This window comes from Ruegeria sp. HKCCD6428 (genome assembly GCF_013110595.1).
Lineage (GTDB): Bacteria > Pseudomonadota > Alphaproteobacteria > Rhodobacterales > Rhodobacteraceae > Ruegeria.
In genome coordinates this window covers 195,154-219,059 of the sequence record NZ_WVQX01000007.1, presented here as the reverse complement: position 1 = coordinate 219,059, position 23,906 = coordinate 195,154, and the positions used below count along the sequence as shown (strand labels likewise).

The following is a 23,906-nucleotide window of genomic DNA, read 5'->3' as shown; positions in this document are numbered from 1 at the left end:
GATGCTGAAGATCCAGACACAGTCCGAGTGGATAGCGCGTGCAAACGAAGTTTTGCCTGCCGGCGGTTTCGGCAACTTCGATCCGGGTATCATCATCGCCCGTGGCGAGGGCAGCCATGTCTGGGACGAGGACGGGAACGAATATATCGACTATCTGATCGGGTCCGGTCCGATGTTGCTGGGCCATGGCCACCCCGAGGTGATGGAAGCGGTGCTGGAACAACTGCCCAAAGGCATGACCTTCTTCGCCAACAACAGCAAGGGCATCGAACTGGCCGAGGCCATCATCGAAGCCGTTCCCTGTTGCGAGCAGGTGCGTTTTGTTGCCTCTGGGGGCGAGGCAGACATGTACGCCATGCGGCTGGCGCGTGCCTATACCGGGCGCGACAAGATCCTCAAGTTCGAAGGGGGGTATCATGGTATGAGCGCCGAGGCGCAGATGAGCCTGGCCCCCAGCCGTCGGGTCAATTTCCCTCAGGCCGTTCCCGACAGTGCCGGTATCCCCCAAAGCGTGGCCGAGCAGATGCTGATCGCGCCTTTCAATGATCTTGAGGCGGTGGCAGCGTTGCTGGATGAGCATGACGATGTCGCAGCCATCATGGTCGAACCCTTGCAGCGGATCATCCCGCCCGAACCGGGGTTTTTGCAGGGCTTGCGGACCTTGTGCGACAAATTTGGTGTGCTGCTGATTTTTGATGAGATCGTCACCGGGTTCCGTCTGGCTTACGGCGGCGCACAAGAGCGATATGGCGTGACCCCGGATATCTGTACGCTTGGCAAGATCACCGGTGGTGGCTTTCCTCTGGCCGCGCTGGGCGCCAGTGCCGAGATCATGAAGCATTTCGACAAATCGAAAGTCGGAGAACAGGGCTGGCTGATGCAGTTGGGCACTTTGTCCGGCAACCCCGTTGCCTCAGCGGCGGGGCTGAAGACGATGGAGGTTTTGCGGCGCGACGGCACCTATGAGCACCTGCGCTCGATTGGGAAGCAGTTGCAACAGATGCAAACGGACGCTTTGAACGAAGCAGGCATTGCCCATCGCATCTGCGGTGACGAGACCTTGTTCGACATTTATTTCACCAAGGCCGAATGTCGGGATTATCGCAGCGCAAACCATGATGACCCGCAGCGCAACGCCACTTACAATGCAACGTTGCGGGCGCATGGGGTCTTCAAGGCTCCGGGCAAACTGTACCCGTCGCTGGCGGTTACCGAAGCGGATCTGGATCAGACCAGAGAGGCCGTTCGTTACGCAGTCGAAGCAATTTCCTGAACGCGGGTCGGGTACAACGTATTCTGCCACAACGTAAACGGGTCGCTGTTGAACCCAACAGCGACCCTCTACCTTTGGAAGCCGGGGGTCAGTCTCGCCCCCTCGAATACTGATTAAAACACCGGCAATCTGAAAACTTTTCGATACTTTCGAGACTGGCCCGACTTCCTCTTCGGTATGTCACAGTAATGCCTGATTGTTCCGCCTGCTACAGTGATCAAGTTCACACTAAGCAAATTTATTTTGAATTTTTCCAATCGAATAGATCAGGTCCCGCCTGTTCAAGCAGTTCCGCCGCCATCGCGCGGGCCATCTCAGGCCCATCCTTGACGGGGCCGGTCATATCTCTGCTGGCGGTTTCCGTTCCGTCCGGGCGCAGCACTTCGCCCCGCAACCTTAGGGTGTCGCCGTCCAGTTCGGCAAGGCCGGCGATCGGGGTTTCGCAGGACCCGTCCAGCGCAGCCAGCAATGTGCGTTCGGCCGCCAGGCGGTATCCCGTTTCGGTATGATGAATCGCTTCAAGCATTTCGGCTGCGCGCATGTCGTTGCTGCGCCGTTCGATGCCGATGGTACCCTGCGCGATTGCCGGCAGCATGTCGTCAGGAGAGATGGCGCTGGCCGGAACCTCATCCATTCCCAAACGGCGAATGCCTGCCATTGCCAGAAACGTGCAATCGGCAACCCCGTCTTCAAGCTTTTTCAGCCGTGTCTGCACATTTCCGCGAAACTCGACCACTTTCAGATCCGGCCTCCGGTTCAGCAGCTGCGCACGGCGTCGCAAAGACGAGGTGCCCACCACGGCGCCTTCGGGCAGATCGTGGATCGAGCCCAATCGCGGAGAGATGAAGGCGTCGCGCACATCCTCGCGCGGCAGGAACGTGTCCAGGACCAGCCCTTCGGGTTGTTCAACGGGCATGTCCTTTGTTGAATGCACGGCGATGTCGATCTCGGCGCGCAGCATCGCCTCTTCGATTTCCTTGGTGAACAGGCCCTTGTTGCCGATTTCCTTCAGCGGTCGATCCGCGTCGATCATGGCGCGATTGTCACCGGTCGTCTTGATCACCACGATTTCGAACGCATCCTGTGGCAGATCGAACGCATCGCTCAGGCGCTGGCGCGTTTCATAGGCCTGAGCCAGAGCCAGTGGCGAACCACGGGTGCCGATTCTGAGGGGCGATGCGGGGGTGGGCAGGGTCAAAGTCATGTGCACAGCTTTAGTCGCGTCACATTGCCCTGACAATGGGGGCTGAGCTTGACAAATTGCCGCCGAAGGACGACCCGTTGCCAAAACCTGAATGCTGGGGACAAACATGGCCGAGACAAAGAAGCTGCTGCGGGCGCTGGCGGGCGAAGTACAGGATGTGCCGCCGATCTGGATGATGCGTCAGGCGGGTCGGTATTTGCCGGAATACCGGGCCACACGTGCTCAGGCCGGGGATTTCCTGTCACTGTGCTATAATCCTGAACTGGCAGCAGAAGTTACCTTGCAGCCAATTCGGCGATATGGGTTCGATGCGGCGATCCTGTTTGCCGACATCCTTCTGGTGCCACAGGCGCTGGGGGCTGACCTTTGGTTCGTGACAGGTGAAGGCCCGCGTTTGTCCACCATCACGCAGCAGGCCGAGTTTGATGCGTTGAAACCCGTTGACGCAATTCACGAGACATTGTCCCCGGTTTACGAGACGGTGCGCATTCTTTCGCGGGAATTGCCGTCGGAAACCACCTTGATCGGATTCGCAGGTGCGCCGTGGACTGTGGCCACTTACATGATTGCAGGGCGCGGCACGCCGGATCAGGGTCCCGCGCATGCGCTGCGCGAAGGTGATACCGCTTTGTTCGAGGCGCTGTTGGACCGCATCACCGCGGCAACGATTGAATATCTGTCCGCTCAGATCGACGCCGGAGCCGAGGTGGTCAAGATATTTGACAGTTGGGCGGGGTCTTTGAGGGGCGAAGCTTTCCGCAAATACGCGGTCGAGCCGTGCCGGGTGATCACGCAAGCCATCAAGGAACGTCACCCCGGTATCCCCGTGATTGGATTTCCGCGGGAAGCAGGCGACGGGTATGTCGGGTTTGCAAGGTCGACCGGCGTGGATTGCGTGGCGCTGGACAATTCCGTGTCGCCCGAATGGGCGGCTGAGAACGTGCAGATTGATGGCTGTGTACAAGGCAATCTGGCGTCGTCGCACATGGTTACCGGCGGGCAGGCGCTGGTGGATGAGACCCGGCGCATCGTTGAGGCGTTTTCCACAGGGCCGCATATTTTCAACCTCGGCCATGGGATCACTCCGGATGCCGACCCGGACAACGTTCAGCTGATGATCGACACGGTGCGCGGCGGGTAGAACGCGTGGGAGGGTGCCAGCCCCCTCTTGGCCGCTGGCCAATTCACCCCCGGGGTATTTCTGGCCAGATGAAGAGTGTGTCAGGTGCTTTCCGGGGCTTGGAGTTCGTTTAGGATCTCGGCGGTGTGTTGTCCGCGCTCCGGGCTGGGCTTTGGTTGCCACTGGTGTGTGGAGAAGCGTGGGGCGGCGGCGGCCTGTAGGGTGCCGTCAGCCTGGCGCCAGGATTGACGAGCCGCATTCATCGGATGGGCTGTGGCCTCGTCGGGGCTGAGTACCGGTGCGACGCAAGCGTCTGAACCGTCGAACAGTTTGGCCCAATGGTCGCGCGGCCTGGACGAGAAGATTTTGGCCAGGCGCCGGGTCAGGTCGGGCCAGAGCTTGCGGGTGTATTGTTGTTGGAACGCCGGGTCCCGGGACAGGCCCAGGATTTCAAGAAATCGGGCGTAGAATTTTGGTTCAAGGCATTGGACCGAAACAAATCCGCCGTCCGCGCAGGTGTAGGTTCGGCTCCAATGCGGACCGTCCAACAGGCTTTGGCCGCGGGTTTCAGACAGGTTTCCGGTTTGGCGCATGGTCATCAGAAGGTTCATCATATGGGCCGAGCCGTCGTAGATAGCGGCGTCGACCACGGTGCCTTTCCCGGTTCTTTGTGCGTTGATCAAACCTGCCAGGATGCCCGTGACAAGGTACATGGCGCCTCCGCCGATATCGCCGACCAGGGTTGCAGGGGTTTGAGGCGGCTGATCCGGGAGAGAGGCGTACCAGAGCGCACCGGACAAGGCGATGTAGTTCAGGTCATGCCCAGCCGTGTCGGCCAGCGGACCATCCTGCCCCCAGCCTGTCATGCGGCCATATATCAGTTTTGGGTTGCGGGTCAGGCACAGATCCGGGCCAAGTCCCAGTTTCTCCATCACGCCGGGGCGAAAGCCTTCGATCAGTGCATCTGCCGTGTCAATCAGGCGACGGGCGGTCGCCAGATCTTCGGGATCCTTCAGATCAAGCGCGATCGATCGTTTGCCGCGGTCCAGAAGCGAGTTGTCCGGCATGCCCGGTGTTACTGCCTGGCCTTTGCGGTGGATCGTGATGACGTCGGCGCCCAGATCAGCTAACTGCATGGCGGCAAACGGGCCGGGGCCCAGCCCTTCGATTTCGACTATGCGTATTCCATTCAGCATCGGCGCCCTCCGTTGTGGCAGAGTTTGCGGGTGGGTTGACGGATTGCAAGTTGGAATTGAGCATGGTTCTGACAACCATTACAGAATGCGCAGCCCGTTGTGCGAAATTGACCTGTTACAGGCTGGTTCCGCGCGATAGGGTCTCGGTCGGAACGGGGAACGGATATGACGACCATTTTGTCCATCAAAAACCTTCGCAAGTCTTACGCGGATGGGTTCGAGGCGCTGAAAGGTGTGTCTCTGGATATTGAAGAGGGTGAGATACTTGCGCTTCTGGGACCAAATGGCGCCGGAAAGACAACCCTGATTTCGACGATTTGTGGAATAACGACTCCGACCTCGGGGGTGGTCACGGTTGGCGGGCATGACACACAGTCCGATTATCGCGCAGCGCGCAGGATGATAGGGCTTGTACCGCAAGAGATCGCGTTGGAACCGTTTGAAAAGGTCTGGAACACGGTCCGGTTGTCGCGCGGGCTGTTCGGGCTTGGCAAGGACAACGCGCGGATCGAAGAGATTTTGCGCAAGCTGTCCCTGTGGGACAAGCGCAACAACGCGATCAAGGAATTGTCCGGCGGCATGAAGCGGAGGGTGCTGATCGCCAAGGCCCTGGCCCATGAACCCCGTGTGCTTTTTCTGGACGAGCCGACTGCCGGAGTGGATGTCGAGTTGCGCAAGGACATGTGGGAGCTTGTGGCGGAACTGAAACGGGACGGTGTCACCATCATTCTGACCACCCATTACATTGAAGAAGCAGAAGCGATTGCGGATCGTGTCGGCGTCATCGACAAGGGTGAGCTTTTGCTGGTGCAGGACAAAGACACACTCATGTCGCAGATGGGAAAAAAGCAGATCGAAGTCATGCTGACCGAACCCATCGACCGAATTCCCGATAGTCTGGTCAGCCACAATCTGGCCCTCAACGGCGCAGGTGATTGTCTGATCTATACCTACGATACCAATGCGGATCGTACCGGCATAACGACCTTGCTGAATGACGTGTCCGAGGCCGGGTTGGTGTTGCGCGACGTACAGACCAGGCAATCAAGCCTGGAAGAGATTTTTGTCAATCTGGTATCGGGAGAGGCCGCATGAACTGGACCGCGATCGCTGCCATCTACCGGTTCGAAATGACCCGTTTCTTTCGAACTCTGGCACAGAGTTTTCTGTCGCCGGTTCTGTCCACGTCGCTTTATTTCGTGGTGTTTGGCACCGCCATCGGCAGCCGTATCCAAGAGGTCGAGGGCGTTTCATACGGTGCATTCATCGTGCCGGGGCTGATCATGTTGTCGGTGGTGATGCTGTCGATTTCGAACGCGTCGTTCGGAATTTACTTCCCCAAGTTTCTGGGCACCATCTACGAGCTGTTGTCCGCTCCGGTCAATTTCATCGAGATCGTGATCGGATATGTCGGTGCCGCCGCAACCAAGGCGTTGTTCGTGGGGTTGGTGATTTTGGTCACCGCGACGTTTTTCGTCGATATTCGGATCGAGCATCCATTCGCCATGGCCGCGTTTCTGATCCTGTCCTGTCTCAGCTTTTCGTTGCTGGGATTCATCATCGGCATCTGGGCCAGCAACTTCGAGCAGATGTCGCTGGTGCCGCAGTTGGTGGTGACGCCACTGATCTTTCTGGGGGGTACGTTTTATTCGATTTCTATGCTGCCCCCATTGTGGCAGACCATCACGCTGTTCAATCCCGTGGTCTATCTGATTTCGGGTTTCCGCTGGTCCTTTTACGGGCTGGCAGATGTGCCGATCGTTTTCAGCCTTCTTGCCATTGTCGCGTTTACAGCTCTGTGCCTGGCGGTTATCGGCTGGATATTCAAAACCGGCTGGCGCATTCGCAGCTGACCCTCGCCAAGGCGTTGCATTTTTGCCCATCGGGTGTGTGAATTTGGTTCACGTCGCGTTTAACGCCGGCAGAGTCCCTTGTTTACGGGTTGGGGGCACTCTACATCGGCACCCATGAAGCTCAGCCTGCCGTTCGTAAAAAAGCACCCTTGCGTGGCCGTTGTCCGTTTGTCCGGTTCCATTGGAATGGCGGGGCGTGGGGCGTTGAACGACACAACCCTGGCGCCTGTTCTGGAAAAAGCGTTTCGCAAGGGAAAACCAGCCGCCGTGGCGATTGAGCTTAATTCCCCGGGCGGGTCCCCTGTGCAAAGTTCGCTGATCGGTGCCCGCATCCGGCGTTTGTCGGAAGAGCTGGATGTGCCGGTGATTGCCTTTGTCGAGGATGTTGCGGCCTCCGGCGGCTATTGGCTGGCTGCCGCAGCGGACGAGATCTGGGCCGATGATAGTTCGGTTCTTGGGTCAATCGGTGTAATCTCGGCCGGGTTTGGCGCGCATGTCTTTCTGGCGCGGCAAGGGTTTGAGCGGCGCGTGCATACGGCGGGCCAGTCGAAATCCATGCTGGACCCGTTTGCGCCGGAAAAGAAAGAGGATGTGGCCCGCCTGCAAGGTTTGCTGGGGGATATCCACGAAAACTTCATTGATCATGTCAAAGCGCGACGTGGGGACAAGCTGGATCAAAGTGCAGATTTGTTCACCGGTGAGGTTTGGCTGGCGCGCCGCGCGCAAGAATTGGGCCTGATTGATGGCATCGCTCATCTCAAGCCCAAGATGCAGGAACGCTTTGGCGACAAGGTCAAGTTCCGCCGCTACGGTGTGCGCAAACCGATCTGGACGCGTTTTGGGGCCAGCTTCGCACAGGATGCCATTGCTGGCCTGGAGGAGCGTGCAGCATATGCGCGTTTCGGTTTGTGACGTGATCATCAAGGCCGTCACCCTTTTCCTGATTGCCATGGGCGTATTGGCAATGTTCGGTAAGCTTCGCTTTCCCGGACAAAAGAAATTGAGTTCGGCGAAATGTCCGCGCTGCGGTCGGTATCGTATCGGCAAAGGCCCCTGCGCCTGTGAAAAAGGAGGCCGGACTTGATTACCACATGGCTGTTGTCCGGTCTGGGTCTGTTGATTCTGCTGCTGGCAGGCGACGCCCTTGTGCGTGGTGCCGTGAACCTGAGCCTGCGCCTGGGCGTTCCTGCGTTGATCGTCAGCCTGACGATTGTGGCATTCGGAACGTCCGCGCCTGAGCTTTTGATTGCCATCAGCGCTTTGAAAGAGAACGCCCCCGGTATCGCACTGGGCAATGTGGTCGGATCAAACACGGCGAATATTTTGCTGGTTCTGGGCCTTCCCGCGCTTCTGGCGACTCTACACACCAGTGAATGCAACAGCCGCCGGAACTATGTCTTCATGCTGATGGCGACGGTTCTGTTCATTGGTTTGGCATTCTTGGGAACGTTCACGTTCTTCAGCGGCCTGATCTTGCTGGCGGCGTTGGGTCTTGTTCTTCTGAACGCCTTCCGCGAGGCAAAAGCCCATCGCAAAGCCTGCGGTGAAGCCTGTGTGGACGAAGAGCTTGAGGGGCTGGAAGAAGCTGATCCTGATATGCCTTATTGGAAGGTGTCGGTGTATCTGATCCTCGGGCTGATTGGTCTGCCAATGGGTGCGCATCTTTTGGTAGATAACGCAACGATCATCGCGCGGACCTACGGGGTCAGTGAGACGGTCATTGGTTTGACGTTGATCGCAGTTGGAACGTCTTTGCCCGAATTGGCGACAACAGTTATGGCCGCTTTGCGCAGACAGGCCGACGTTGCGCTGGGTAACGTGATCGGTTCGAACATGTTCAACCTTTTGGCCATCATCGGGATCGCAACCTGGTTTGGTCGTATCCCGGTTGATCCCGAGTTCCTGCAATTCGATCTTTGGGTCATGCTGGGCGCATCGCTGCTGCTGATACCGTTTGTATTTTTCAAACAAGATATCTCGCGCATCTGGGGGTTGGTGTTGACTTTCCTTTATGTGCTTTATGTCACCGTATTGCTGGTGTGATCTGACAAAACGAGGTGAAGCATGACCCGAGCCCTAGTCACCGGCGCCGGTATTCGTCTGGGCCGGGCCATGGCATTGTATCTGGCAGATCGAGGTTTCGATGTGGCCGTGCATTACGCCTCATCCGAAGGTCCGGCGCAGGAGACGGCGGCAGAGGTACAGACCCTGGGCCGAAAATCCGTGACCCTGAAGGCCGATCTGCTGGACGAAGCTCAGGTTCAGGCGCTGCTGCCCAAAGCGGCCGAGGCGCTGGGCGGGCCAATTACGTGTCTGGTGAACAACGCATCGATCTTCGAATACGACAACATCCGCACGGCAACCCGGCAAAGCTGGGATCGACATCTCGACAGCAACCTGCGCGCGCCCTTTGTGCTGACGCAGGCCATGGCAGGTCAGGGGCTGAGCGCCGGAACAGATGAAAAGGGCGAACCGCTTGCAACCGGCCTTATCGTCAACATGGTGGACATGCGCGTGCGTAAACTGACGCCCGAGTTCATGTCATACACCATCGCAAAAATGGGTTTGTGGGCACTGACCCGAACGGCGGCGCAGGCGTTGTCTCCGACGATCCGTGTCAATGCGATCGGGCCGGGCCCCACGATGCAGGGCCACCGCCAAAGCCAAGAGCATTTCCAGGCACAGCGTTCAAATACCGTTTTGGAGCGGGGATCCAACCCGTCTGACATAACCGCTGCGCTTGGGTACTTTCTGGATGCACACGCGGTCACCGGACAGCTTTTATGTGTGGACGGCGGTCAGCATCTGGGTTGGAAAACTCCGGATGTTCTGGGTGTAGAATAAGTAATTTTGCTGCAAGTTTTGCACCGCTCTCAATTGTGTTACACGCGCGTTACAAAAATGTCTTTTTTTTCATACACTTGCTAAGTATGCAAAAAAATAACATTTAAGAACAAGTACTTGATAAGTTGCCTATTTTTTGTGCAAGTAAAGGAAAAGGCAAGGAAACAAGGGGATTTCCGATCTTCCGGAATTTTATCTTCACACTTATCCACAGAAACCGTGGATTTGTTTTCTCTTGATCTGGAAGGCGTGAGATTGCAGCCATTGCCAGAGAATCATATCTCAGGATCATGACCACCGACAGCGAATCATCCCCCACCGGCTATGCCTGCATTCAGCGCTATGTAAAAACGCTGGACAGTTCTCCGGGCGTTTACCGCATGCTCGATGCAGACAGCCGGGTTCTGTATGTCGGCAAAGCCCGAAATCTCAGGGCACGGGTGTCGAATTACACACGGCCGGGTCATTCGGGGCGGATCGAAAAGATGATCGCCGCGACGGCCTCGATGATGTTCCTGACCACGCGAACCGAGACCGAGGCCCTGCTGCTGGAGCAGAACCTGATCAAGCAGCTCAAACCCAAGTACAATGTATTGTTGCGGGATGACAAAAGCTTTCCGAACATACTGGTCGCCAAGGATCATGACTTTCCGCAGATCAAGAAACACCGAGGGGCGAAGAAGGAAAAAGGTGCCTATTTCGGCCCCTTCGCCAGTGCCGGTGCGGTGAACCGGACGCTGAACCAGTTGCAAAAAGCGTTCCTGCTGCGCAACTGCTCGGATTCGATGTTCGACAGCCGAACGCGGCCATGCCTTCTATATCAGATCAAGCGGTGTTCCGGGCCGTGTGTCGGCCTGATCTCAGAGCAGGATTACCGTGAAAGCGTGAAGGACGCCGAGCGCTTCCTGTCGGGCCGCTCGACCAAGGTGCAAGAGGAACTGGCCGAGCAGATGATGGCCGCATCCGAGGCGATGGAGTTCGAACGCGCCGCAGGTCTGCGTGACCGCATCCGGGCTCTGACGCAGGTGCAGACCTCTCAGGGCATCAACCCGCGCGGTGTGGCCGAAGCGGACGTGATCGGCCTGTATATGGACAGTGGTCAGGCCTGCGTGCAGGTGTTTTTCATCCGTGCGAACCAGAACTGGGGCAACAAGGATTTCTATCCCCGCGTCGGCCCGGATGTTTCACCTGCCGAGGTGATGGAGGCCTTTCTGGGCCAGTTCTATGACAACAAGGAACCGCCGCGTCAGCTGATCCTGTCGGACGGAATCGAAAACGTGGATCTGATGCAGGACGCGCTGTCTGAGAAAGCCGGGCGCAAGGTCGAAATCCTTGTGCCGCAGCGTGGCGAAAAACAGGAACTTGTTGCCGGTGCCTTGCGCAACGCGCGCGAGGCTCTGGCCCGCCGCATGTCGGAAAGTGCCACGCAGGCCAAGTTGCTGCGCGGGCTGGCCGAGGCGTTCGATCTGGATGGTCCACCGGGACGGATCGAAGTCTATGACAACTCTCATATTCAGGGCACCAATGCTGTCGGCGGCATGATCGTGGCCGGCCCCGAGGGGTTCATGAAGAACGCTTACCGCAAGTTCAACATTCGCGGTGATGACCTGACACCGGGTGACGATTTCGGCATGATGAAAGAGGTGCTGAACCGCCGCTTCACCAGACTGCAAAAGGAAGACCCGGACCGCGACAAAGGGCTGTGGCCCGATCTGTTGCTGATTGATGGCGGCGCAGGGCAGGTAAGCGCGGTGCATCAGATCATGGTCGAACATGGGGTCGAAGACATTCCCATGGTCGGCGTCGCCAAGGGGGTCGACCGCGACCACGGCAAGGAAGAGTTTCACCGGATCGGCCAACGCCCCTTTGCGCTGAAACGCAACGACCCTGTGTTGTATTTCATTCAACGCCTCAGAGACGAAGCGCACCGGTTCGCCATCGGCACCCATCGTGCGAAACGCGCCAAGGCCGTGGGTGCAACGCCGTTGGATGAAATCCCGGGGGTAGGGGCTGCGCGCAAACGTGCTCTGTTAACCCATTTCGGCAGCGCCAAAGCCGTCAGCCGGGCCAATCTGGCCGATTTGACAGCGGTCGAAGGGATTTCGGCCGGGTTGGCGCAGAAGGTTTACGATTTCTTCCACGACAAGGGCTAGGCTTGCCGGCCCCGCCACAGGATATATAGGCCCGACGCGACGATCAGCGCGCTGCCGATCCACATGTTGGGATCCAGCCTCTCACCAAACATGGCTACGCCAAGCCCAATGCCGAACAACAGCCGGGTGTATCTGAACGGGGTCACGGCGGACACTTCGCCGGTGCGCATCGCCTTCATCAGCGACGCATAGGCGATTACGCCCATCAGCACCGCGCCGATCAGATGCAGGCTGGTGTGAAGGCCAACCGGTGCAATCGGCGCGCCCTCCCAAAACCGATAGGCCACCCCGGCCACGATGATGCTGAGGAAGCCGTAAAACCCCAGGACTTCGGTTCCAAGCGTGGCAGGTGCTGCGCGGCTGGCCAGATCACGTCCGGCAAATCCCAGCATTCCCAGCACCGCCAGTATCGACAGCAACGAAAAGCTGTCTCCGGTGGGTTGCAGGATGACGACAACGCCGATCATGCCGACAAAGATAGCGCTCCAACGCCGCCAACCGACTGTCTCGCCAAAGAACAACGCGGCGCCTGCAACAACGACCAGAGGCGTGGCTTGCAGGATCACCGTGGCCGAGGACAACGGCGTCAGTGCGATGGCCAGAACATAGAACAACCGACCAAAGACCTCGAACAGCACCCGAATTTTCATCGGGCGGGACAGAACGTCAGGTTGCAGCAGCCGCTGCCCACGGGCCCGGGCCACCGCAGCGAAAATCACCGACCCGCCCGCGCCGAAAAGAACCAGGACCTGCCAGATCGGCAGCGCGGCTGAAGCTGCCTTCAGCATCGCATCCTCCAGCGCAAAACCGGCCATCGCGGCGACCATCCAGAGGCTGCCGATCATGTTTGACCGTGTGTCGGTTTGAATATGCGCTGTCATCTGGTTCTTTCCGGCTGGGCTTGCGCGGCAATCTGACCGCAAAGCCGGGAAAGGCCAAGAGGTACTGTTCTGAGACGTCGGGCCTGCGGCGCTTTGACCAAGCGCTTTTGAATGATACAGTTTTTTGTCTGATTGGCTTTTCTGTCCCGGACCGGCGATATAGGGTCCAAGCCATGAAGTGGAATTTGCCTAATCTCCTGACCGTCCTGCGCCTGCTGGCCGCGCCCGGGCTGGCAGTCATGTTTCTGTATTTCACCCGTCCCTATGCGGACTGGTTTGCACTGATCCTGTTCCTGTCGGCGGCGATTACCGATTGGTTCGATGGGTATCTGGCCCGCGCATGGAAGCAGGAGACCAAGATCGGAGCGATGCTGGATCCGATCGCCGACAAGGCCATGGTGGTGATCGCGCTTATGATCCTTGTGGGCTATTCGACCGAGCACTGGACGCCGTGGCTTGTCCTTCCTGCAACCGTGATCCTGTTTCGCGAAGTTTTTGTCTCGGGCCTGCGGGAATATCTGGGCGATGTGGCCGGGACGCTCAAAGTCACCAAACTGGCCAAATGGAAGACCACGGCCCAGATGGTCGCCATCGCGGTTCTGTTTTCGCAGGGTATCTTCGAGCACTATGCCGTGATGGCGAGTTTTGGCATGGATGCCGAGCTGGTCGAGCAGATCATTGCGGGTCAGGTCGACGACGTGAACCACCTGCGCCTGAATGTCGATGGCATGTATTGGGCGGGTCAGGTCGGGCTGTGGCTGTTGTGGATTGCGGCAACGCTTACATTGATCACCGGCTATGACTACCTACGTAAAGCCATGCCTCATCTGAAGGAGAGCTAACCGATGGATGTTCTGTATTTCGCCTGGGTGCGCGAACGCATCGGCTTGCCAAAGGAAAAGGTCGAAACGCAAGCGGCCACGGTCAGCGAATTGGTGACTGAACTGAGCGCTCGGGAAGAGCGCTATGCCGCGGCATTTGCCGATCTGTCCGCGCTGCGCGTTGCGTTGGATCAGGAGCTGTCGGATTTCGATGCTCCGCTGGCAGGTGTTCGGGAAGTTGCGTTTTTCCCGCCGATGACGGGCGGTTGACCGATGCGGATCGCGGTTCAGCAAGAGGCATTTGATCTGGGGGCCGAGGCCAATGCCTTTGCCGCCGGGGATGATTCCAACGGCGCCATCGTCACTTTCACCGGCGTTGTGCGTGACCTGGCGAGCGGTGATCTGGATGTGATGGAGATCGAGCACTATCCCGGTATGACCGAACGCGCCCTGACCAAGATCGCCGAAGAGGCGCAGGCGCGTTGGGCATTGGGTGACGTGCTGGTCATACACCGTTTTGGACGCTTGGTTCCGGGGGATCGCATCATGATGGTGGCCACGGCGGCCCCGCATCGCAAGGACGCGTTCGAGGCGGCCGAGTATCTGATGGATTACCTGAAATCCCGCGCGCCATTCTGGAAAAAGGAAATTACCCGTTCCGGCGCCGAATGGGTTGCGGCCAAAGATCAGGACGAAGATGCTCTGACCCGCTGGTAGCGTCGCGCGACCACCCCGGGGTTCTGGAATCCGAGCGGTTTCAATTCTTCTCTGGACGCCGGTTCACGAGCCTGCGCTAAATCTGCGCAAGAGGATCAAGAGGATGGCGGCATGCATGACGGGCTGAGAAACAAGGGCCTAGCGACACGGGCAATCCATGCGGGCGAAGCCCCGGACCCAACCAGCGGTGCGTCTGCGCCGGCCCTGCATATGTCTTCGACATTCGTCACGGATCAGGTGGCGGGGTTTTCGGCCCACGATCTGGAGGAAGAAGCCCCTTATCTTTACGGGCGCTGGGCCAATCCCAACGTCAGGACGCTGGAAGCCAAGATCAGCATGTTGGAAGGCACCGAAGATTGCCTGTGTCTGGCGTCCGGTATGGCGGCGGCCACCGCTATCTTCCTGACGTTCCTGTCTGCCGGGGATCATGTGATCGTTTCCGACGTCTCTTACGCGGGCGTGGCAGAGCTGGCGCGGGACACGCTGCCGCGTCTGGGCATCCATGTCAGCACGGTCAACATGTCCGATCTTTCGGCGGTATCAGCAGCCATCAGGCCGAACACGCGTCTCATCCACACGGAAACACCCGTGAACCCGATCGGTCGACTGACCGACCTAGCATCGGTTTCAGCAATTGCCAAAAGCGCGGGGGCGTTGCTGTCCTGCGATGCGACTTTTGCGTCTCCGCTTGGTCAGCCAAACAAAGAGCTGGGCGTTGATCTGATCATGCATTCGGTGACCAAGTATATCGGCGGGCACGGTGATGCCATCGGTGGTGCGGTGGCCGGGCGAAAGGACCTGATCGCGAAAATCCGCACCGAATCCGCGATCCACCACGGCAGCATCATGTCCCCCTTCAACGCGTGGATGATCGCGCGGGGCATGGCCACTCTGCCGCTGCGGATGACAGCGCATCAGGCAGGTGCCACCGTCGTTGCCGATTGGCTTGAGACACACGCGCGCGTGACCAGAGTGATCTATCCGGGGCTGAAGTCGCATCCCCAATATGAGCTGGCCCAACAGCAGATGCGCAACACATCCGGCATGATCGCTTTTCAGGTGGGTGATCACGCAACAGGCGAGGCACTGGCCCAGCAGATGATCGATAAACTCCGGATCGTTCACTATGCCGTGTCGCTTGGCCACCATCGCAGTCTGATATTCTGGATGGGAACCGAAGCTTTGATGCAATCGTCCTTCCGATTGGAAGGGGCGCAATTGGCAAGTTACCGGGATTTCGCAGGCGACGGCGTGTTTAGGCTGTCGGTTGGTCTGGAAGACCCCGAAGACCTGATCGCAGATTTGGCGCAGGTCCTGTGAGCCGTCCGGGAAGGCGGTTTCTCAGTCGGCGTTGTTGATCCGACCGCGCATTTCCTCGGCCTCTTGCCGCGCGGCGCGCAGACCGTCCATGGCTGCGCCCAGCTCTGCCTCTGTCTGGGTCAGCTGATTGGTCAACTCGGCTTCACGTTGCTGAAGGTAGGTTATGGCCTGATCGCGGGTTTCTTCCGCTTCGTGCAGTTCCTGGCTCATGCGATCCAGATCGGCAACGTCGCTTTGGCGGACGCGGGACAGGCGGTGTGCCAGCCAGTTGGCAAACCAGCCCATGCAGAAGGCCGCAAACAGAATGACGGCTGTGGCGATGATGAATTCGGTTCTGTTCAACTTACTGGTCCTCTGCGTCCGTGTCTGGTGCGGTCGATTCGGTCTGATCCGTTTCAGGCGCGTCGGCCTCAGCCCCAACCTCGGCCTCAGCCTCGAGCGCTTCGAGGCCTGTTTCGGAGGCTTCGACCGGCTCGGGACGAATCAGCCGGAACTCGATCCGCCGGTTTGCTTCGCGGCCTTCTTCGGTGTCGTTGTCCGCGATAGGCTGTGTTTCACCGTATCCAACGGCAGTGTAGCTGCTGGTGGGAATGCGCCGCCCGCGCAGCTCGTTCAGAATCGATTGCGCCCGTGCCTGGCTGAGCTGCTGGTTCATCTCTTCGCGGCCCTGGCTGTCCGTATGGCCCTGGATCTCCAGCCGGATCGGCCCGCAGTCACGCAGGATGTCGGCGATCTGGTTCACCGTATCGCGCGAGTCGGATGCGATCGTCGCTGATCCGGGTTCGAACGCAATTTTGCTGACGGATTGAATTTCGGCGATCTGCGCTTCGCAGACTTCAGGATCGGGCAGCGCGTCTTCGGGCTCTGGCGGAGGCTGATAGGTGATCGTCAGAGTGAATTCCTGCCCTTCGCCCAGCTTGTCCGACAACTGACCTGCGATACGGGCTTTGGCATCCTCTTCATGGCTGAGGCCGGTCAGTTCGACCGAGCCTGGTGTTACGGTCAAGGCCCCGTTGTGAAGCTGGGCCAACGCCTCGAGGCCGGCCAGAACACGCACCGGCCAATCTGCCGGAAGCCCCGGCGCGATGCGGGTCGCGGTATAGACCTGATCCGAGCCGAAGGCCGCGCGGGCATAGCTGTCGACCATGTCCCGCAACGTTTCATCCCCCAGACGCCCTCGCAGTTGCACAAGCCCTTCGGGGCTGCGGGTCGCCGAGAACTCGACGGGTCCGGTCTGTTCGCTGGTTTCAGGTTCCGGCAGCACGGCATGCAGGGCAAAGACCTGAGGCAACGCTGTTTCAAGTTCACCTACAACCCGGTCGAACAAGGCTGGATCCGTGCCTTGCGCCGCAACCAGGGTGATGTCCGCATCCGACATCGTGACCGAGCCTTTGCCGATTCTGGCCAGTGCCTGAATGCTCTTCTCGGCGGCTTCGGGCCAGCGTGGCGAGGGCTCGCCCAGACCGATGGTGCAGGAATATGTTCCCGACAAGCCGGCATCGCGCGCAGCGGTCACGATCCGGTCGCGTGCTTTTGCATCCTGTGCCGAACAGGCGTCAAATTGCCCACCGTCTTCGTTGATCAGAAAACGCAGCGTAAAGGGCGTTATGACGGGACGAGGCGCCGAGATCGCCAGCCCGATCCGCAGGCTGGGCGGCGCGGCGCGGGTCAGATCGCGTTCGAGACGTTGTTTTTCCTGTTGGCTGTCCGCAATGGCGGTGATTTTGACCAAATCGGCGTTTGCGGAAATTTTGGCACGCGGCAGGCTCGCCAGCGCCTCGATGGCATATGATATCGCGGCATCCCAACCATCGGGCTTGGGGTAATCCGCGGTTTCCATCAGGTCCGAAACCGCGATGTTGGGGTCGAGGTTGCCCAGCCTTCTGATCAGGTCATCTCTGTCTTCGCTGGCGGGGATCAAGCCGATGATCGATATGCCGCGATCGTTGCGCAGAATTTCCGCCGAAAAGCGCGGCGGCGCCAGGGCAGAGGTCGCTTCGACCTCCATTTCATCGATTACACGGGACGCATCGACCTCGGTTCCGGCTGCGGTCAGTGCGTTGAATCGTGTCGCCTCATCGGGTGCAATCCCGGTCAGGACCACGCGCAAGCCGTCTGACTCGACCTCGGCCCAGTCGTGTCCTTTGAGATCAAGCGCCCGGCGCACGGCGAATTCCGATGTTTCTTCGATCTTTGTGACGGCATAGCTGGCTGCCAAAAGCGACAGCCCGGCTGACACAAGAAAGATCAGGGAAACAACGATAAAATACGGCAGACGCATGTTTGGGTTTGACACTCCTCAGGCGGTTGGGCCGATCTTTACAGGCCGCGTTCAGCAGGTGCAATCAGAGCAACAGGGCGACGCAGAGGAAGATCAGCGGAATCAAGCCAGTGTCGCGGTTGAGCCTGAACAATTGCAACAGCCTGGCATTGTCTTCGATGTCCAGCGCGCGGAGTTGCCACATCATGTGCCAGCCCATTGCCCAAGGCCCACAGAGCGCAACGCCCAATGCCAGCATCGAGGCATCCGGCACCCCTGCATCGACGATGGCCAGCCCCATCAGCGACACGGTCGCCACCAAAAAGTACTTCAGCCACCGCGCTGTATCAGCTCCGAACAAACGAGCAGTAGATTTGATGCCGATCAGTTCGTCATCCTCGGCATCCTGATGCGCATAGATTGTATCGTAGAACAGGGTCCACGCGATTCCAGACAGATAAAGCGTCACCGCTGGCCATCCCACGGAACCGCTATGCGCCGCCCAGGCCAGAAGGGCGCCCCAGTTGAAGGCCAGCCCCAGAAACACCTGAGGCCACCAGGTAAACCGTTTGGCAAACGGATAGATCGTCACGGGCAGCAGGGACAGAACACCCATTGCGATTGCCGCCTGATTGAAGCTGAGAAGGATGCCAAGCGCCAGAATGCATTGCAGGACCATCCAGACCGCGGCCTGCCGGACACTGACCTGACCCGAAGGAATCGGGCGCGAGCGTGTGCGTTCGACCTGCCCGTCGAATTCCCGGTCCGTAATGTCATTCCACGTGCAACCGGCGCCCCGCATCAGGAAGGCCCCAAATGCGCATCCCATGGCGATCCACAGATCTTCCCAACGCGGCTGCCCATCATGCAGGATCGCCAGAGCCAGCCCCCACCAACAGGGAATCAGCAGCAGCCATGTCCCGATGGGTCGGTCCGCGCGGCTGAGGCGCAGATAGGGGCGGGCAAAGGCCGGGGCACGGGTGTCGACCCAGTTGCCGCTGACGGCATCGGCGACTTGACCATCTGGTGTTGGGGCATTGCCTTGCATATGTAGGGTCTCATGAGTGCGAAGATCAGACTGTATGTAGAGCAGCCCTTGGGTCAGGGGCAATCGGTTCCTTTGACGCGCGACCAGGCGCACTATCTGTTTGGTGTCATGCGCCTTGCGGTCAAAGGGCAGGTCGCCCTGTTCAACGGACAGGACGGAGAGTGGTTGGCCGAAGTCTCGGAGGCGGGAAAACGCGGCGGGACGCTGACCTGCCTTGAGCAGACGAAACCGTTGCAGTTGCCGCCCGATCTGTGGTTCCTGTTTGCACCGATCAAAAAGGCCCGCACCGATTTCATCGTGGAAAAAGCCGCCGAAATGGGCGCGGCGCGTATCATGCCGGTGCAGACCGAGTTCACCAATTCCGAACGCATCCGACAAGATCGGTTGCAGGCCCATGCCGTCGAGGCGGCCGAACAGTGCGGCGGAACCTTCGTGCCCGAGGTTGCCGATTTGCAGCGGTTGGATCGGCTGCTGGATGCATGGCCCGAAGATCGACAACTGATGTTCTGCAACGAAGCCGAGGTTGGATCGGCCCTGCGACTGGCCGCCAATGAAAAAGGACGGCCCTGGGCGATTCTCATCGGTCCTGAAGGAGGGTTTTCCGACAAGGAACGCGCGCGTCTGACGGGGTTGCCCTATGCGCATGTTGTCAGCCTTGGCCCGCGTATCCTGCGGGCCGACACGGCGGCAGTCGCTGCGCTGACCATGTGGCAGCAGGCGCTGGGGGATTGGACGTGATCCGAGAGGCCTCGCCGTCTGATGCCCCGGCCATTGAGGCGTTTTTGGCCAAACATCCCGATACTTCCATGTTTCTGCGCAGCAACCTGTTGGCGCACGGGATTGGATTTGGAGACGATGACCATTCCACCCGGTTCTTCATTTGGGGGAAGGATCGCATCCAAGGCGTATTCGGCCTGACCAAAAAGGGTTACCTGATGGCGCAACTGCCCGATTGCTCGCCAGAGGCCGCTCAGGCCTTTGCGGGCCGGATCGCAGGTCAGACCGTACTGGGCATGACAGGGGCTGCACAACAGGTTGAGATGATATTGCACGCGCTAGGGCTTGGACAGGCCTGTTACCGCCTGCATCATGATGAACCCCTGTACCGCCTGGATCTGGGCAAAATCCCAGAAGCACCGATTCCATTTCGTGCCCTGTCCGAGGCAGACCGCCCGTTACTGACGCGTTGGTTTGCGGATTACTTCGAGGATACCGACCAGGCCAAAGGGCAAGAGGCGCATGATATGGCCTCTGAACGGATCACCACCGATATTCAATCAGGCAGGGCGATTGTCATGCTGGAAGACGACGCCCCCGTAGCCATGGCCGCCATCAATGCATCAGTCCGGGATCAGGTTCAGGTCGGCGGTGTATTTGTGCCGCGCGAGAACAGAAACCGTGGGCTCGGGCGCAAGGTCACAACGGCTGTGCTGCAAAAGGCGAGGACCGAGGGCGCGAACACGGCCATCCTGTTCGCCAACAATCGACCTGCCGCGCGAGCCTATGAGGCGATGGGGTTTCAGCAGATCGGCTGGTATCGGATCGCCCTGTTGCAAACACCACAAAAGGTGCTGTCATGAGTTTCATCCGACCCGAGGCCAAACTGGCCCTGTGGCGCTGGCGCGAAGTGTTGGTTGCCGGGTTTGTCCTGATCCTCGGTCTCAGCTGGATCAACGGGCCCGGTGGTCTGCTGGGGTGGATCGGTTGGCTGCTTGTCGCTGTCGCAATCGCCCTGGCGGTGATCGGGGTGCAGCGCGCGCGGTTCAGAACCGGCACTGGCGGACAGGGTGTCGTGACCGTCGATGAAGGTCAGATCACCTATTTCGGTCCACTGGTTGGCGGCATCATCGCCACGCGCGAGATTGAGCGGCTGGCGCTCGATCCAACCTCGACGCCGGCGCATTGGGTGTTGGAACAACCGGGTCAGGCGGTGCTTCACATTCCTGTGAATGCGGAAGGGGCCGAGGCGCTGTTCGATGTCTTCTCGGCGCTTCCGGGCCTGAAAACCGAGCATATGCTGGCCGAACTGAACGGTGGATCGGCCCATCCGGTCGTGATTTGGGAGCGTACGCCCTCGCGCCCTCCACACCTTCGGCTGCATTGACACCGGCGCGGTTTGCCCCCACGACTGGCCAAAAGACAGACACATCAGGATCGGAGCACGGGTCTCATGTCCATCCCACAGTCCGGCGGCGGACCAATCGAACGCCACGAGCAATTGGCCGAATATCTGGAGTCGGGCTGCAAGCCCAAGGCAGACTGGCGCATGGGCACCGAGCATGAGAAATTCGGCTACTGCAAGGACACGCTGAAACCGTTGCCGTTCGAAGGTGCGCGATCCATCGTGGCGGTGTTGGAGGGCCTGCGTGACCGGCACGGTTGGGCCGAAGTCCGTGAAGCGGGTCATCTGATCGGTCTGGAAAAGGACGGCGCCAATGTCAGCCTGGAGCCGGGCGGCGCGCTGGAGCTGTCGGGAGCTCCGCTCGAGACCATCCACGAAACCTGCGATGAGGTGAACACCCACCTGCGCGAGGTAAAGGACATCGCGGATGAGATCGGCGTGGGTTTCATCGGTCTGGGCGCGGCACCGACCTGGACACATGAGGAAATGCCGCTGATGCCCAAGGGGCGGTATCGGCTGATGAACGACTATATGGAAAAGGTCGGCACCATGGGCCGCGCCATGATGCGGCGGACCTGCACGGTTCAGGTCAATATCGATTTCGGGTCAGAGGCCGACATGGTGCAGAAACTGCGCGTGGCGCTGGCCTTGCAGCCGGTGGCAACGGCGTTGTTTGCGAATTCGCCCTTTTTCGAAGGCAAGGTAAATGGCCAGAAAAGCTGGCGCAGCTATATATGGCGGCATCTGGACGATGCGCGTACGGGCATGCTGCCTTTCGTGTTCGAAGACGGGTTTGGGTTCGAGCGTTACGTGCAATACGCGCTCGATGTTCCGATGTATTTCGTTTATCGCGACGGCCAGTACATCAATGCGCTGGGCATGTCTTTCCGCGACTTCCTGAAAGGCGAACTGCCCGCGCTGCCGGGGGAAACGCCCACGCTCAGCGATTGGGCCGACCACCTGACCACCGCCTTCCCCGAGGCGCGGATCAAGAAATTCATGGAAATGCGCGGGGCCGATGGCGGTCCTTGGCGGCGCCTGTGTGCCTTGCCCGCCTTCTGGGTCGGCCTGACTTACGATCAAACGGCCCTGGACGCGGCCTGGGATCTGGTCAAAGGCTGGGACACCGAGACCCGCGAGGCGCTGCGTGTCGCGGCTGCCAAAGACGGTCTGCAAGCGAAAGTCGGCACCATCAACATGCACGATCTGGCGCATGAGGTTGTGGCGATCTCCGAGGCCGGCCTGAAAGCCCGCGCCTATCCCGGTGCCGGTGGCCTGGTGCCGGACGAGACCCATTTCCTCAACGCGCTCAAGGACAGCATCCAAAGCGGGAAAGTGCCTGCGGATGAGTTGCTGGAACACTACAACGGCGACTGGAACGGTGATCTGACCCGGATTTTCCCCGAATACAGCTATTGATCCGCCCGGTCCCGCTTGCATTCGCGGGGCTGGCCCGATAGCAGGTTGGCGACCAAATTCAGAGGGCGTCATGGACGATCTTAAGGCAAAATATCTGGGCCAAATCGCCGAGGCAGGCGACGAGAACGCGCTTGAGGCGATCCGTGTCGCCGCCGTGGGCAAAAAAGGCGAGGTCGCGCTGAAGATGCGCGAGTTGGGTAAAATGACGCCCGAGGAACGCCAGGTGGCAGGCCCAGCGCTGAATGCCCTGAAGGATGAGATTAACTCGGCCCTGTCCGCCAAAAAGGCCGCTTTGGCCGATGCTGCGCTGGATGAGCGTCTGCGCACCGAATGGCTGGACGTCACCCTGCCAACCCGCCCGCGCCGTCAGGGCTCGATCCACCCGGTCAGCCAGGCGACCGAGGAACTGACCGCGATCTTTGCCGAACTGGGCTTTTCGGTGGCCGAAGGGCCGCGGATCGAGACCGACTGGCACAATTTCGACGCGCTGAACATCCCAGGCCACCACCCAGCGCGGGCCGAGATGGACACGTTCTATATGCACCGCGCCGAGGGCGACAACCGCCCGCCGCATGTGCTGCGCACCCATACGTCGCCGGTGCAGATCCGCTCGATGGAGAAACAGGGCGCGCCGATCCGCGTGATCTGTCCGGGCGGTGTGTATCGCGCCGACTATGACCAGACCCACACGCCGATGTTCCATCAGGTCGAAGGGCTGGCCATCGACACCGACATCTCGATGGCGAACCTGAAATGGGTTCTGGAAGAGTTCGTGAAGGCGTTCTTCGAGGTCGACGACGTCGAACTGCGCTTCCGCGCCTCGCATTTCCCGTTCACCGAGCCATCGGCCGAGGTCGATATCCGCTGTTCGTGGGACAATGGTCAGCTGAAGATCGGTGAGGGCGACGACTGGATGGAGATTTTGGGCTCGGGCATGGTCCACCCCAAGGTGATCGCCGCCGGTGGGATTGATCCCGAGGTCTATCAGGGCTTTGCCTTTGGCATCGGCATCGACCGTCTGGCGATGCTGAAATACGGCATTCCGGACCTGCGGGCGTTCTTTGACAGCGACCTGCGCTGGTTGAGGCACTACGGGTTTGCGGCGCTGGATATGCCGAACCTGCATGGTGGTTTGTCGCGTTGAAGCTGGACGAGGAAAAGTTTCTTCGCGTTATGGAGTACATTGAGGCTTCGGATGATTCCGGAGCCTCTTTCGATGATGCTGCTGAGAGTGGGAACGCTCGTTATCCAACGGAGGAGCCTCGACTAGACACAACCCAAAACAAACTTGGGATGTCGATTTCTGAACGAGAGTTCCTATTCCGTCTGATGCGTGCAGAGGATCTCATCACTGGGGCGTTCATGAAGAACGGTGCTTTGAACATACACCTGACTTACAAAGGGCATGTATGGTTGCAGGAATATCGCCAAAATACTCTTTCTAGGCGGGTTCTTAGATGGTTTGGCCGTCAACTCGATAAATTGTTTTCTTCAGTTGCTTTACCAATAGTAGCCGCCGTTCTGACTGTGTTCGTTCTGGATTATATTGGAGCTTCTCGTGGAAAATCTGTTGATGAGGTTGCCATCGAAGGCGCTGTGGAAAGCTATCTAGAAAAGCGTGGCGAGGAAGTAACCGAGTAGACAGAGAGCAGAATTGCCCTTTCATTATTTGTTT

General features: G+C 59.1%; 25 protein-coding genes. 19 read left to right on the top strand and 6 right to left on the bottom strand.

The window, feature by feature from the left end; translation table 11 throughout:
- The first annotated feature begins 1 nt into the window (after window position 1).
- Window positions 2-1,273 (top strand): aspartate aminotransferase family protein, encoded by a 1,272-nt coding sequence (locus GS620_RS16355; protein ID WP_171616917.1) that lies wholly within the window; start codon window positions 2-4, stop codon window positions 1,271-1,273.
- 238 nt (window positions 1,274-1,511) lie between these two features.
- Here the strand turns inward: GS620_RS16355 and hemC are convergent, their stop codons facing one another.
- Window positions 1,512-2,477, bottom strand: a complete 966-nt coding sequence (hemC, locus tag GS620_RS16350; RefSeq protein WP_170346260.1) for a hydroxymethylbilane synthase — start codon at window positions 2,475-2,477, stop codon at window positions 1,512-1,514.
- Window positions 2,478-2,583: 106 nt separating this feature from the next.
- Here hemC and hemE point away from each other — a divergent pair, with 106 nt between their 5' ends.
- Window positions 2,584-3,618, top strand: coding sequence for a uroporphyrinogen decarboxylase (hemE, locus tag GS620_RS16345; protein ID WP_171616915.1), 1,035 nt, complete (start codon window positions 2,584-2,586; stop codon window positions 3,616-3,618).
- A gap of 80 nt (window positions 3,619-3,698) precedes the next feature.
- Here hemE and GS620_RS16340 read toward each other — a convergent pair whose 3' ends face one another.
- Window positions 3,699-4,793, bottom strand: a complete 1,095-nt coding sequence (locus GS620_RS16340) for a CaiB/BaiF CoA-transferase family protein (protein ID WP_171616913.1) — start codon at window positions 4,791-4,793, stop codon at window positions 3,699-3,701.
- A 165-nt stretch (window positions 4,794-4,958) separates the two neighbouring features.
- On the opposite strand from GS620_RS16340, the gene GS620_RS16335 reads away from it, so the two are divergent.
- From GS620_RS16335 to uvrC, 7 genes are all read left to right on the top strand, one after another.
- The gene (locus GS620_RS16335; protein ID WP_171363511.1) at window positions 4,959-5,888 is read left to right on the top strand and encodes an ABC transporter ATP-binding protein; all 930 of its coding nucleotides are present in this window, start codon (window positions 4,959-4,961) and stop codon (window positions 5,886-5,888) included.
- The gene (locus GS620_RS16330; RefSeq protein WP_171119787.1) at window positions 5,885-6,646 is read left to right on the top strand and encodes an ABC transporter permease; all 762 of its coding nucleotides are present in this window, start codon (window positions 5,885-5,887) and stop codon (window positions 6,644-6,646) included. The genes GS620_RS16335 and GS620_RS16330 overlap by 4 nt, the downstream gene beginning before the upstream one ends.
- 114 nt (window positions 6,647-6,760) lie before the next feature.
- Window positions 6,761-7,558 (top strand): S49 family peptidase, encoded by a 798-nt coding sequence (locus GS620_RS16325; protein WP_171171301.1) that lies wholly within the window; start codon window positions 6,761-6,763, stop codon window positions 7,556-7,558.
- Complete coding sequence (locus GS620_RS22085) at window positions 7,539-7,730, top strand: hypothetical protein (protein WP_253282532.1); 192 nt, start codon at window positions 7,539-7,541, stop codon at window positions 7,728-7,730. Before GS620_RS16325 ends, GS620_RS22085 begins: the two co-directional genes overlap by 20 nt.
- The gene (locus tag GS620_RS16320) at window positions 7,730-8,689 is read left to right on the top strand and encodes a calcium/sodium antiporter (protein WP_171119832.1); all 960 of its coding nucleotides are present in this window, start codon (window positions 7,730-7,732) and stop codon (window positions 8,687-8,689) included. The genes GS620_RS22085 and GS620_RS16320 overlap by 1 nt, the downstream gene beginning before the upstream one ends.
- Before the next feature lie 21 nt (window positions 8,690-8,710).
- Window positions 8,711-9,490 carry an SDR family oxidoreductase gene (locus tag GS620_RS16315; protein ID WP_171616911.1) on the top strand — a complete coding sequence of 260 codons (780 nt, stop codon included), beginning with the start codon at window positions 8,711-8,713 and terminating at the stop codon, window positions 9,488-9,490.
- 290 nt (window positions 9,491-9,780) lie between these two features.
- On the top strand, window positions 9,781-11,643 hold the full coding sequence (gene uvrC / locus GS620_RS16310; protein WP_171616909.1) for an excinuclease ABC subunit UvrC: 1,863 nt from the start codon (window positions 9,781-9,783) through the stop codon (window positions 11,641-11,643).
- Here uvrC and GS620_RS16305 read toward each other — a convergent pair.
- On the bottom strand, window positions 11,640-12,524 hold the full coding sequence (locus GS620_RS16305; RefSeq protein ID WP_171233177.1) for a DMT family transporter: 885 nt from the start codon (window positions 12,522-12,524) through the stop codon (window positions 11,640-11,642). The genes uvrC and GS620_RS16305 overlap by 4 nt on opposite strands.
- Before the next feature lie 173 nt (window positions 12,525-12,697).
- On the opposite strand from GS620_RS16305, the gene pgsA reads away from it, so the two are divergent.
- The 4 genes from pgsA to GS620_RS16285 all read left to right on the top strand — a co-directional run bounded on the left by pgsA (window position 12,698) and on the right by GS620_RS16285 (window position 15,382).
- On the top strand, window positions 12,698-13,366 hold the full coding sequence (gene pgsA / locus GS620_RS16300; RefSeq protein ID WP_152456738.1) for a CDP-diacylglycerol--glycerol-3-phosphate 3-phosphatidyltransferase: 669 nt from the start codon (window positions 12,698-12,700) through the stop codon (window positions 13,364-13,366).
- A gap of 3 nt (window positions 13,367-13,369) precedes the next feature.
- Window positions 13,370-13,615 carry a molybdopterin converting factor subunit 1 gene (gene moaD / locus GS620_RS16295; protein ID WP_171363514.1) on the top strand — a complete coding sequence of 82 codons (246 nt, stop codon included), beginning with the start codon at window positions 13,370-13,372 and terminating at the stop codon, window positions 13,613-13,615.
- Between the two features lie 3 nt (window positions 13,616-13,618).
- The gene (locus tag GS620_RS16290; RefSeq protein ID WP_171119781.1) at window positions 13,619-14,062 is read left to right on the top strand and encodes a molybdenum cofactor biosynthesis protein MoaE; all 444 of its coding nucleotides are present in this window, start codon (window positions 13,619-13,621) and stop codon (window positions 14,060-14,062) included.
- A gap of 111 nt (window positions 14,063-14,173) precedes the next feature.
- On the top strand, window positions 14,174-15,382 hold the full coding sequence (locus tag GS620_RS16285) for a PLP-dependent aspartate aminotransferase family protein (protein ID WP_171616908.1): 1,209 nt from the start codon (window positions 14,174-14,176) through the stop codon (window positions 15,380-15,382).
- Window positions 15,383-15,403: 21 nt separating this feature from the next.
- On the opposite strand, the gene GS620_RS16280 is transcribed toward GS620_RS16285, so the two are convergent.
- The 3 genes from GS620_RS16280 to ubiA form a co-directional block, all read right to left on the bottom strand.
- On the bottom strand, window positions 15,404-15,724 hold the full coding sequence (locus tag GS620_RS16280; RefSeq protein WP_171616906.1) for a hypothetical protein: 321 nt from the start codon (window positions 15,722-15,724) through the stop codon (window positions 15,404-15,406).
- 1 nt (window position 15,725) lies between these two features.
- Window positions 15,726-17,663 (bottom strand): OmpA family protein, encoded by a 1,938-nt coding sequence (locus GS620_RS16275; RefSeq protein ID WP_171616904.1) that lies wholly within the window; start codon window positions 17,661-17,663, stop codon window positions 15,726-15,728.
- Between the two features lie 64 nt (window positions 17,664-17,727).
- Window positions 17,728-18,690 carry a 4-hydroxybenzoate octaprenyltransferase gene (ubiA, locus tag GS620_RS16270; RefSeq protein WP_171171284.1) on the bottom strand — a complete coding sequence of 321 codons (963 nt, stop codon included), beginning with the start codon at window positions 18,688-18,690 and terminating at the stop codon, window positions 17,728-17,730.
- A gap of 12 nt (window positions 18,691-18,702) precedes the next feature.
- Between ubiA and GS620_RS16265 the strand changes: the two genes are divergently transcribed.
- The 6 genes from GS620_RS16265 to GS620_RS16240 all read left to right on the top strand — a co-directional run bounded on the left by GS620_RS16265 (window position 18,703) and on the right by GS620_RS16240 (window position 23,872).
- Window positions 18,703-19,428, top strand: coding sequence for a 16S rRNA (uracil(1498)-N(3))-methyltransferase (locus tag GS620_RS16265; protein WP_171616902.1), 726 nt, complete (start codon window positions 18,703-18,705; stop codon window positions 19,426-19,428).
- Complete coding sequence (locus GS620_RS22310) at window positions 19,425-20,270, top strand: GNAT family N-acetyltransferase (RefSeq protein ID WP_171616900.1); 846 nt, start codon at window positions 19,425-19,427, stop codon at window positions 20,268-20,270. Before GS620_RS16265 ends, GS620_RS22310 begins: the two co-directional genes overlap by 4 nt.
- Entirely contained in the window at window positions 20,267-20,794 is a 528-nt protein-coding gene (locus tag GS620_RS16255) for a hypothetical protein (protein WP_171616898.1), read from the top strand. Before GS620_RS22310 ends, GS620_RS16255 begins: the two co-directional genes overlap by 4 nt.
- Window positions 20,795-20,860: 66 nt before the next feature.
- Window positions 20,861-22,231 (top strand): glutamate--cysteine ligase, encoded by a 1,371-nt coding sequence (locus GS620_RS16250; RefSeq protein ID WP_171616896.1) that lies wholly within the window; start codon window positions 20,861-20,863, stop codon window positions 22,229-22,231.
- 70 nt (window positions 22,232-22,301) lie between these two features.
- Window positions 22,302-23,375, top strand: a complete 1,074-nt coding sequence (gene pheS, locus GS620_RS16245; RefSeq protein ID WP_171233170.1) for a phenylalanine--tRNA ligase subunit alpha — start codon at window positions 22,302-22,304, stop codon at window positions 23,373-23,375.
- On the top strand, window positions 23,372-23,872 hold the full coding sequence (locus tag GS620_RS16240) for a hypothetical protein (RefSeq protein ID WP_171233169.1): 501 nt from the start codon (window positions 23,372-23,374) through the stop codon (window positions 23,870-23,872). The genes pheS and GS620_RS16240 overlap by 4 nt, the downstream gene beginning before the upstream one ends.
- Window positions 23,873-23,906 lie beyond the last annotated feature (34 nt).

Bases quoted from the DNA above. Each gene is read 5' to 3' on its own strand.
- GS620_RS16355 (WP_171616917.1), top strand. From the start codon at position 2: ATGCTGAAGATCCAGACACAGTCCGAGTGGATAGCGCGTGCAAACGAA.
- hemC (WP_170346260.1), bottom strand. From the start codon at position 2,477: ATGACTTTGACCCTGCCCACCCCCGCATCGCCCCTCAGAATCGGCACC.
- hemE (WP_171616915.1), top strand. From the start codon at position 2,584: ATGGCCGAGACAAAGAAGCTGCTGCGGGCGCTGGCGGGCGAAGTACAG.
- GS620_RS16340 (WP_171616913.1), bottom strand. From the start codon at position 4,793: ATGCTGAATGGAATACGCATAGTCGAAATCGAAGGGCTGGGCCCCGGC.
- GS620_RS16335 (WP_171363511.1), top strand. From the start codon at position 4,959: ATGACGACCATTTTGTCCATCAAAAACCTTCGCAAGTCTTACGCGGAT.
- GS620_RS16330 (WP_171119787.1), top strand. From the start codon at position 5,885: ATGAACTGGACCGCGATCGCTGCCATCTACCGGTTCGAAATGACCCGT.
- GS620_RS16325 (WP_171171301.1), top strand. From the start codon at position 6,761: ATGAAGCTCAGCCTGCCGTTCGTAAAAAAGCACCCTTGCGTGGCCGTT.
- GS620_RS22085 (WP_253282532.1), top strand. From the start codon at position 7,539: ATGCGCGTTTCGGTTTGTGACGTGATCATCAAGGCCGTCACCCTTTTC.
- GS620_RS16315 (WP_171616911.1), top strand. From the start codon at position 8,711: ATGACCCGAGCCCTAGTCACCGGCGCCGGTATTCGTCTGGGCCGGGCC.
- uvrC (WP_171616909.1), top strand. From the start codon at position 9,781: ATGACCACCGACAGCGAATCATCCCCCACCGGCTATGCCTGCATTCAG.
- GS620_RS16305 (WP_171233177.1), bottom strand. From the start codon at position 12,524: ATGACAGCGCATATTCAAACCGACACACGGTCAAACATGATCGGCAGC.
- pgsA (WP_152456738.1), top strand. From the start codon at position 12,698: ATGAAGTGGAATTTGCCTAATCTCCTGACCGTCCTGCGCCTGCTGGCC.
- moaD (WP_171363514.1), top strand. From the start codon at position 13,370: ATGGATGTTCTGTATTTCGCCTGGGTGCGCGAACGCATCGGCTTGCCA.
- GS620_RS16290 (WP_171119781.1), top strand. From the start codon at position 13,619: ATGCGGATCGCGGTTCAGCAAGAGGCATTTGATCTGGGGGCCGAGGCC.
- GS620_RS16285 (WP_171616908.1), top strand. From the start codon at position 14,174: ATGCATGACGGGCTGAGAAACAAGGGCCTAGCGACACGGGCAATCCAT.
- GS620_RS16275 (WP_171616904.1), bottom strand. From the start codon at position 17,663: ATGCGTCTGCCGTATTTTATCGTTGTTTCCCTGATCTTTCTTGTGTCA.
- ubiA (WP_171171284.1), bottom strand. From the start codon at position 18,690: ATGCAAGGCAATGCCCCAACACCAGATGGTCAAGTCGCCGATGCCGTC.
- GS620_RS16265 (WP_171616902.1), top strand. From the start codon at position 18,703: ATGAGTGCGAAGATCAGACTGTATGTAGAGCAGCCCTTGGGTCAGGGG.
- GS620_RS16255 (WP_171616898.1), top strand. From the start codon at position 20,267: ATGAGTTTCATCCGACCCGAGGCCAAACTGGCCCTGTGGCGCTGGCGC.
- GS620_RS16250 (WP_171616896.1), top strand. From the start codon at position 20,861: ATGTCCATCCCACAGTCCGGCGGCGGACCAATCGAACGCCACGAGCAA.
- pheS (WP_171233170.1), top strand. From the start codon at position 22,302: ATGGACGATCTTAAGGCAAAATATCTGGGCCAAATCGCCGAGGCAGGC.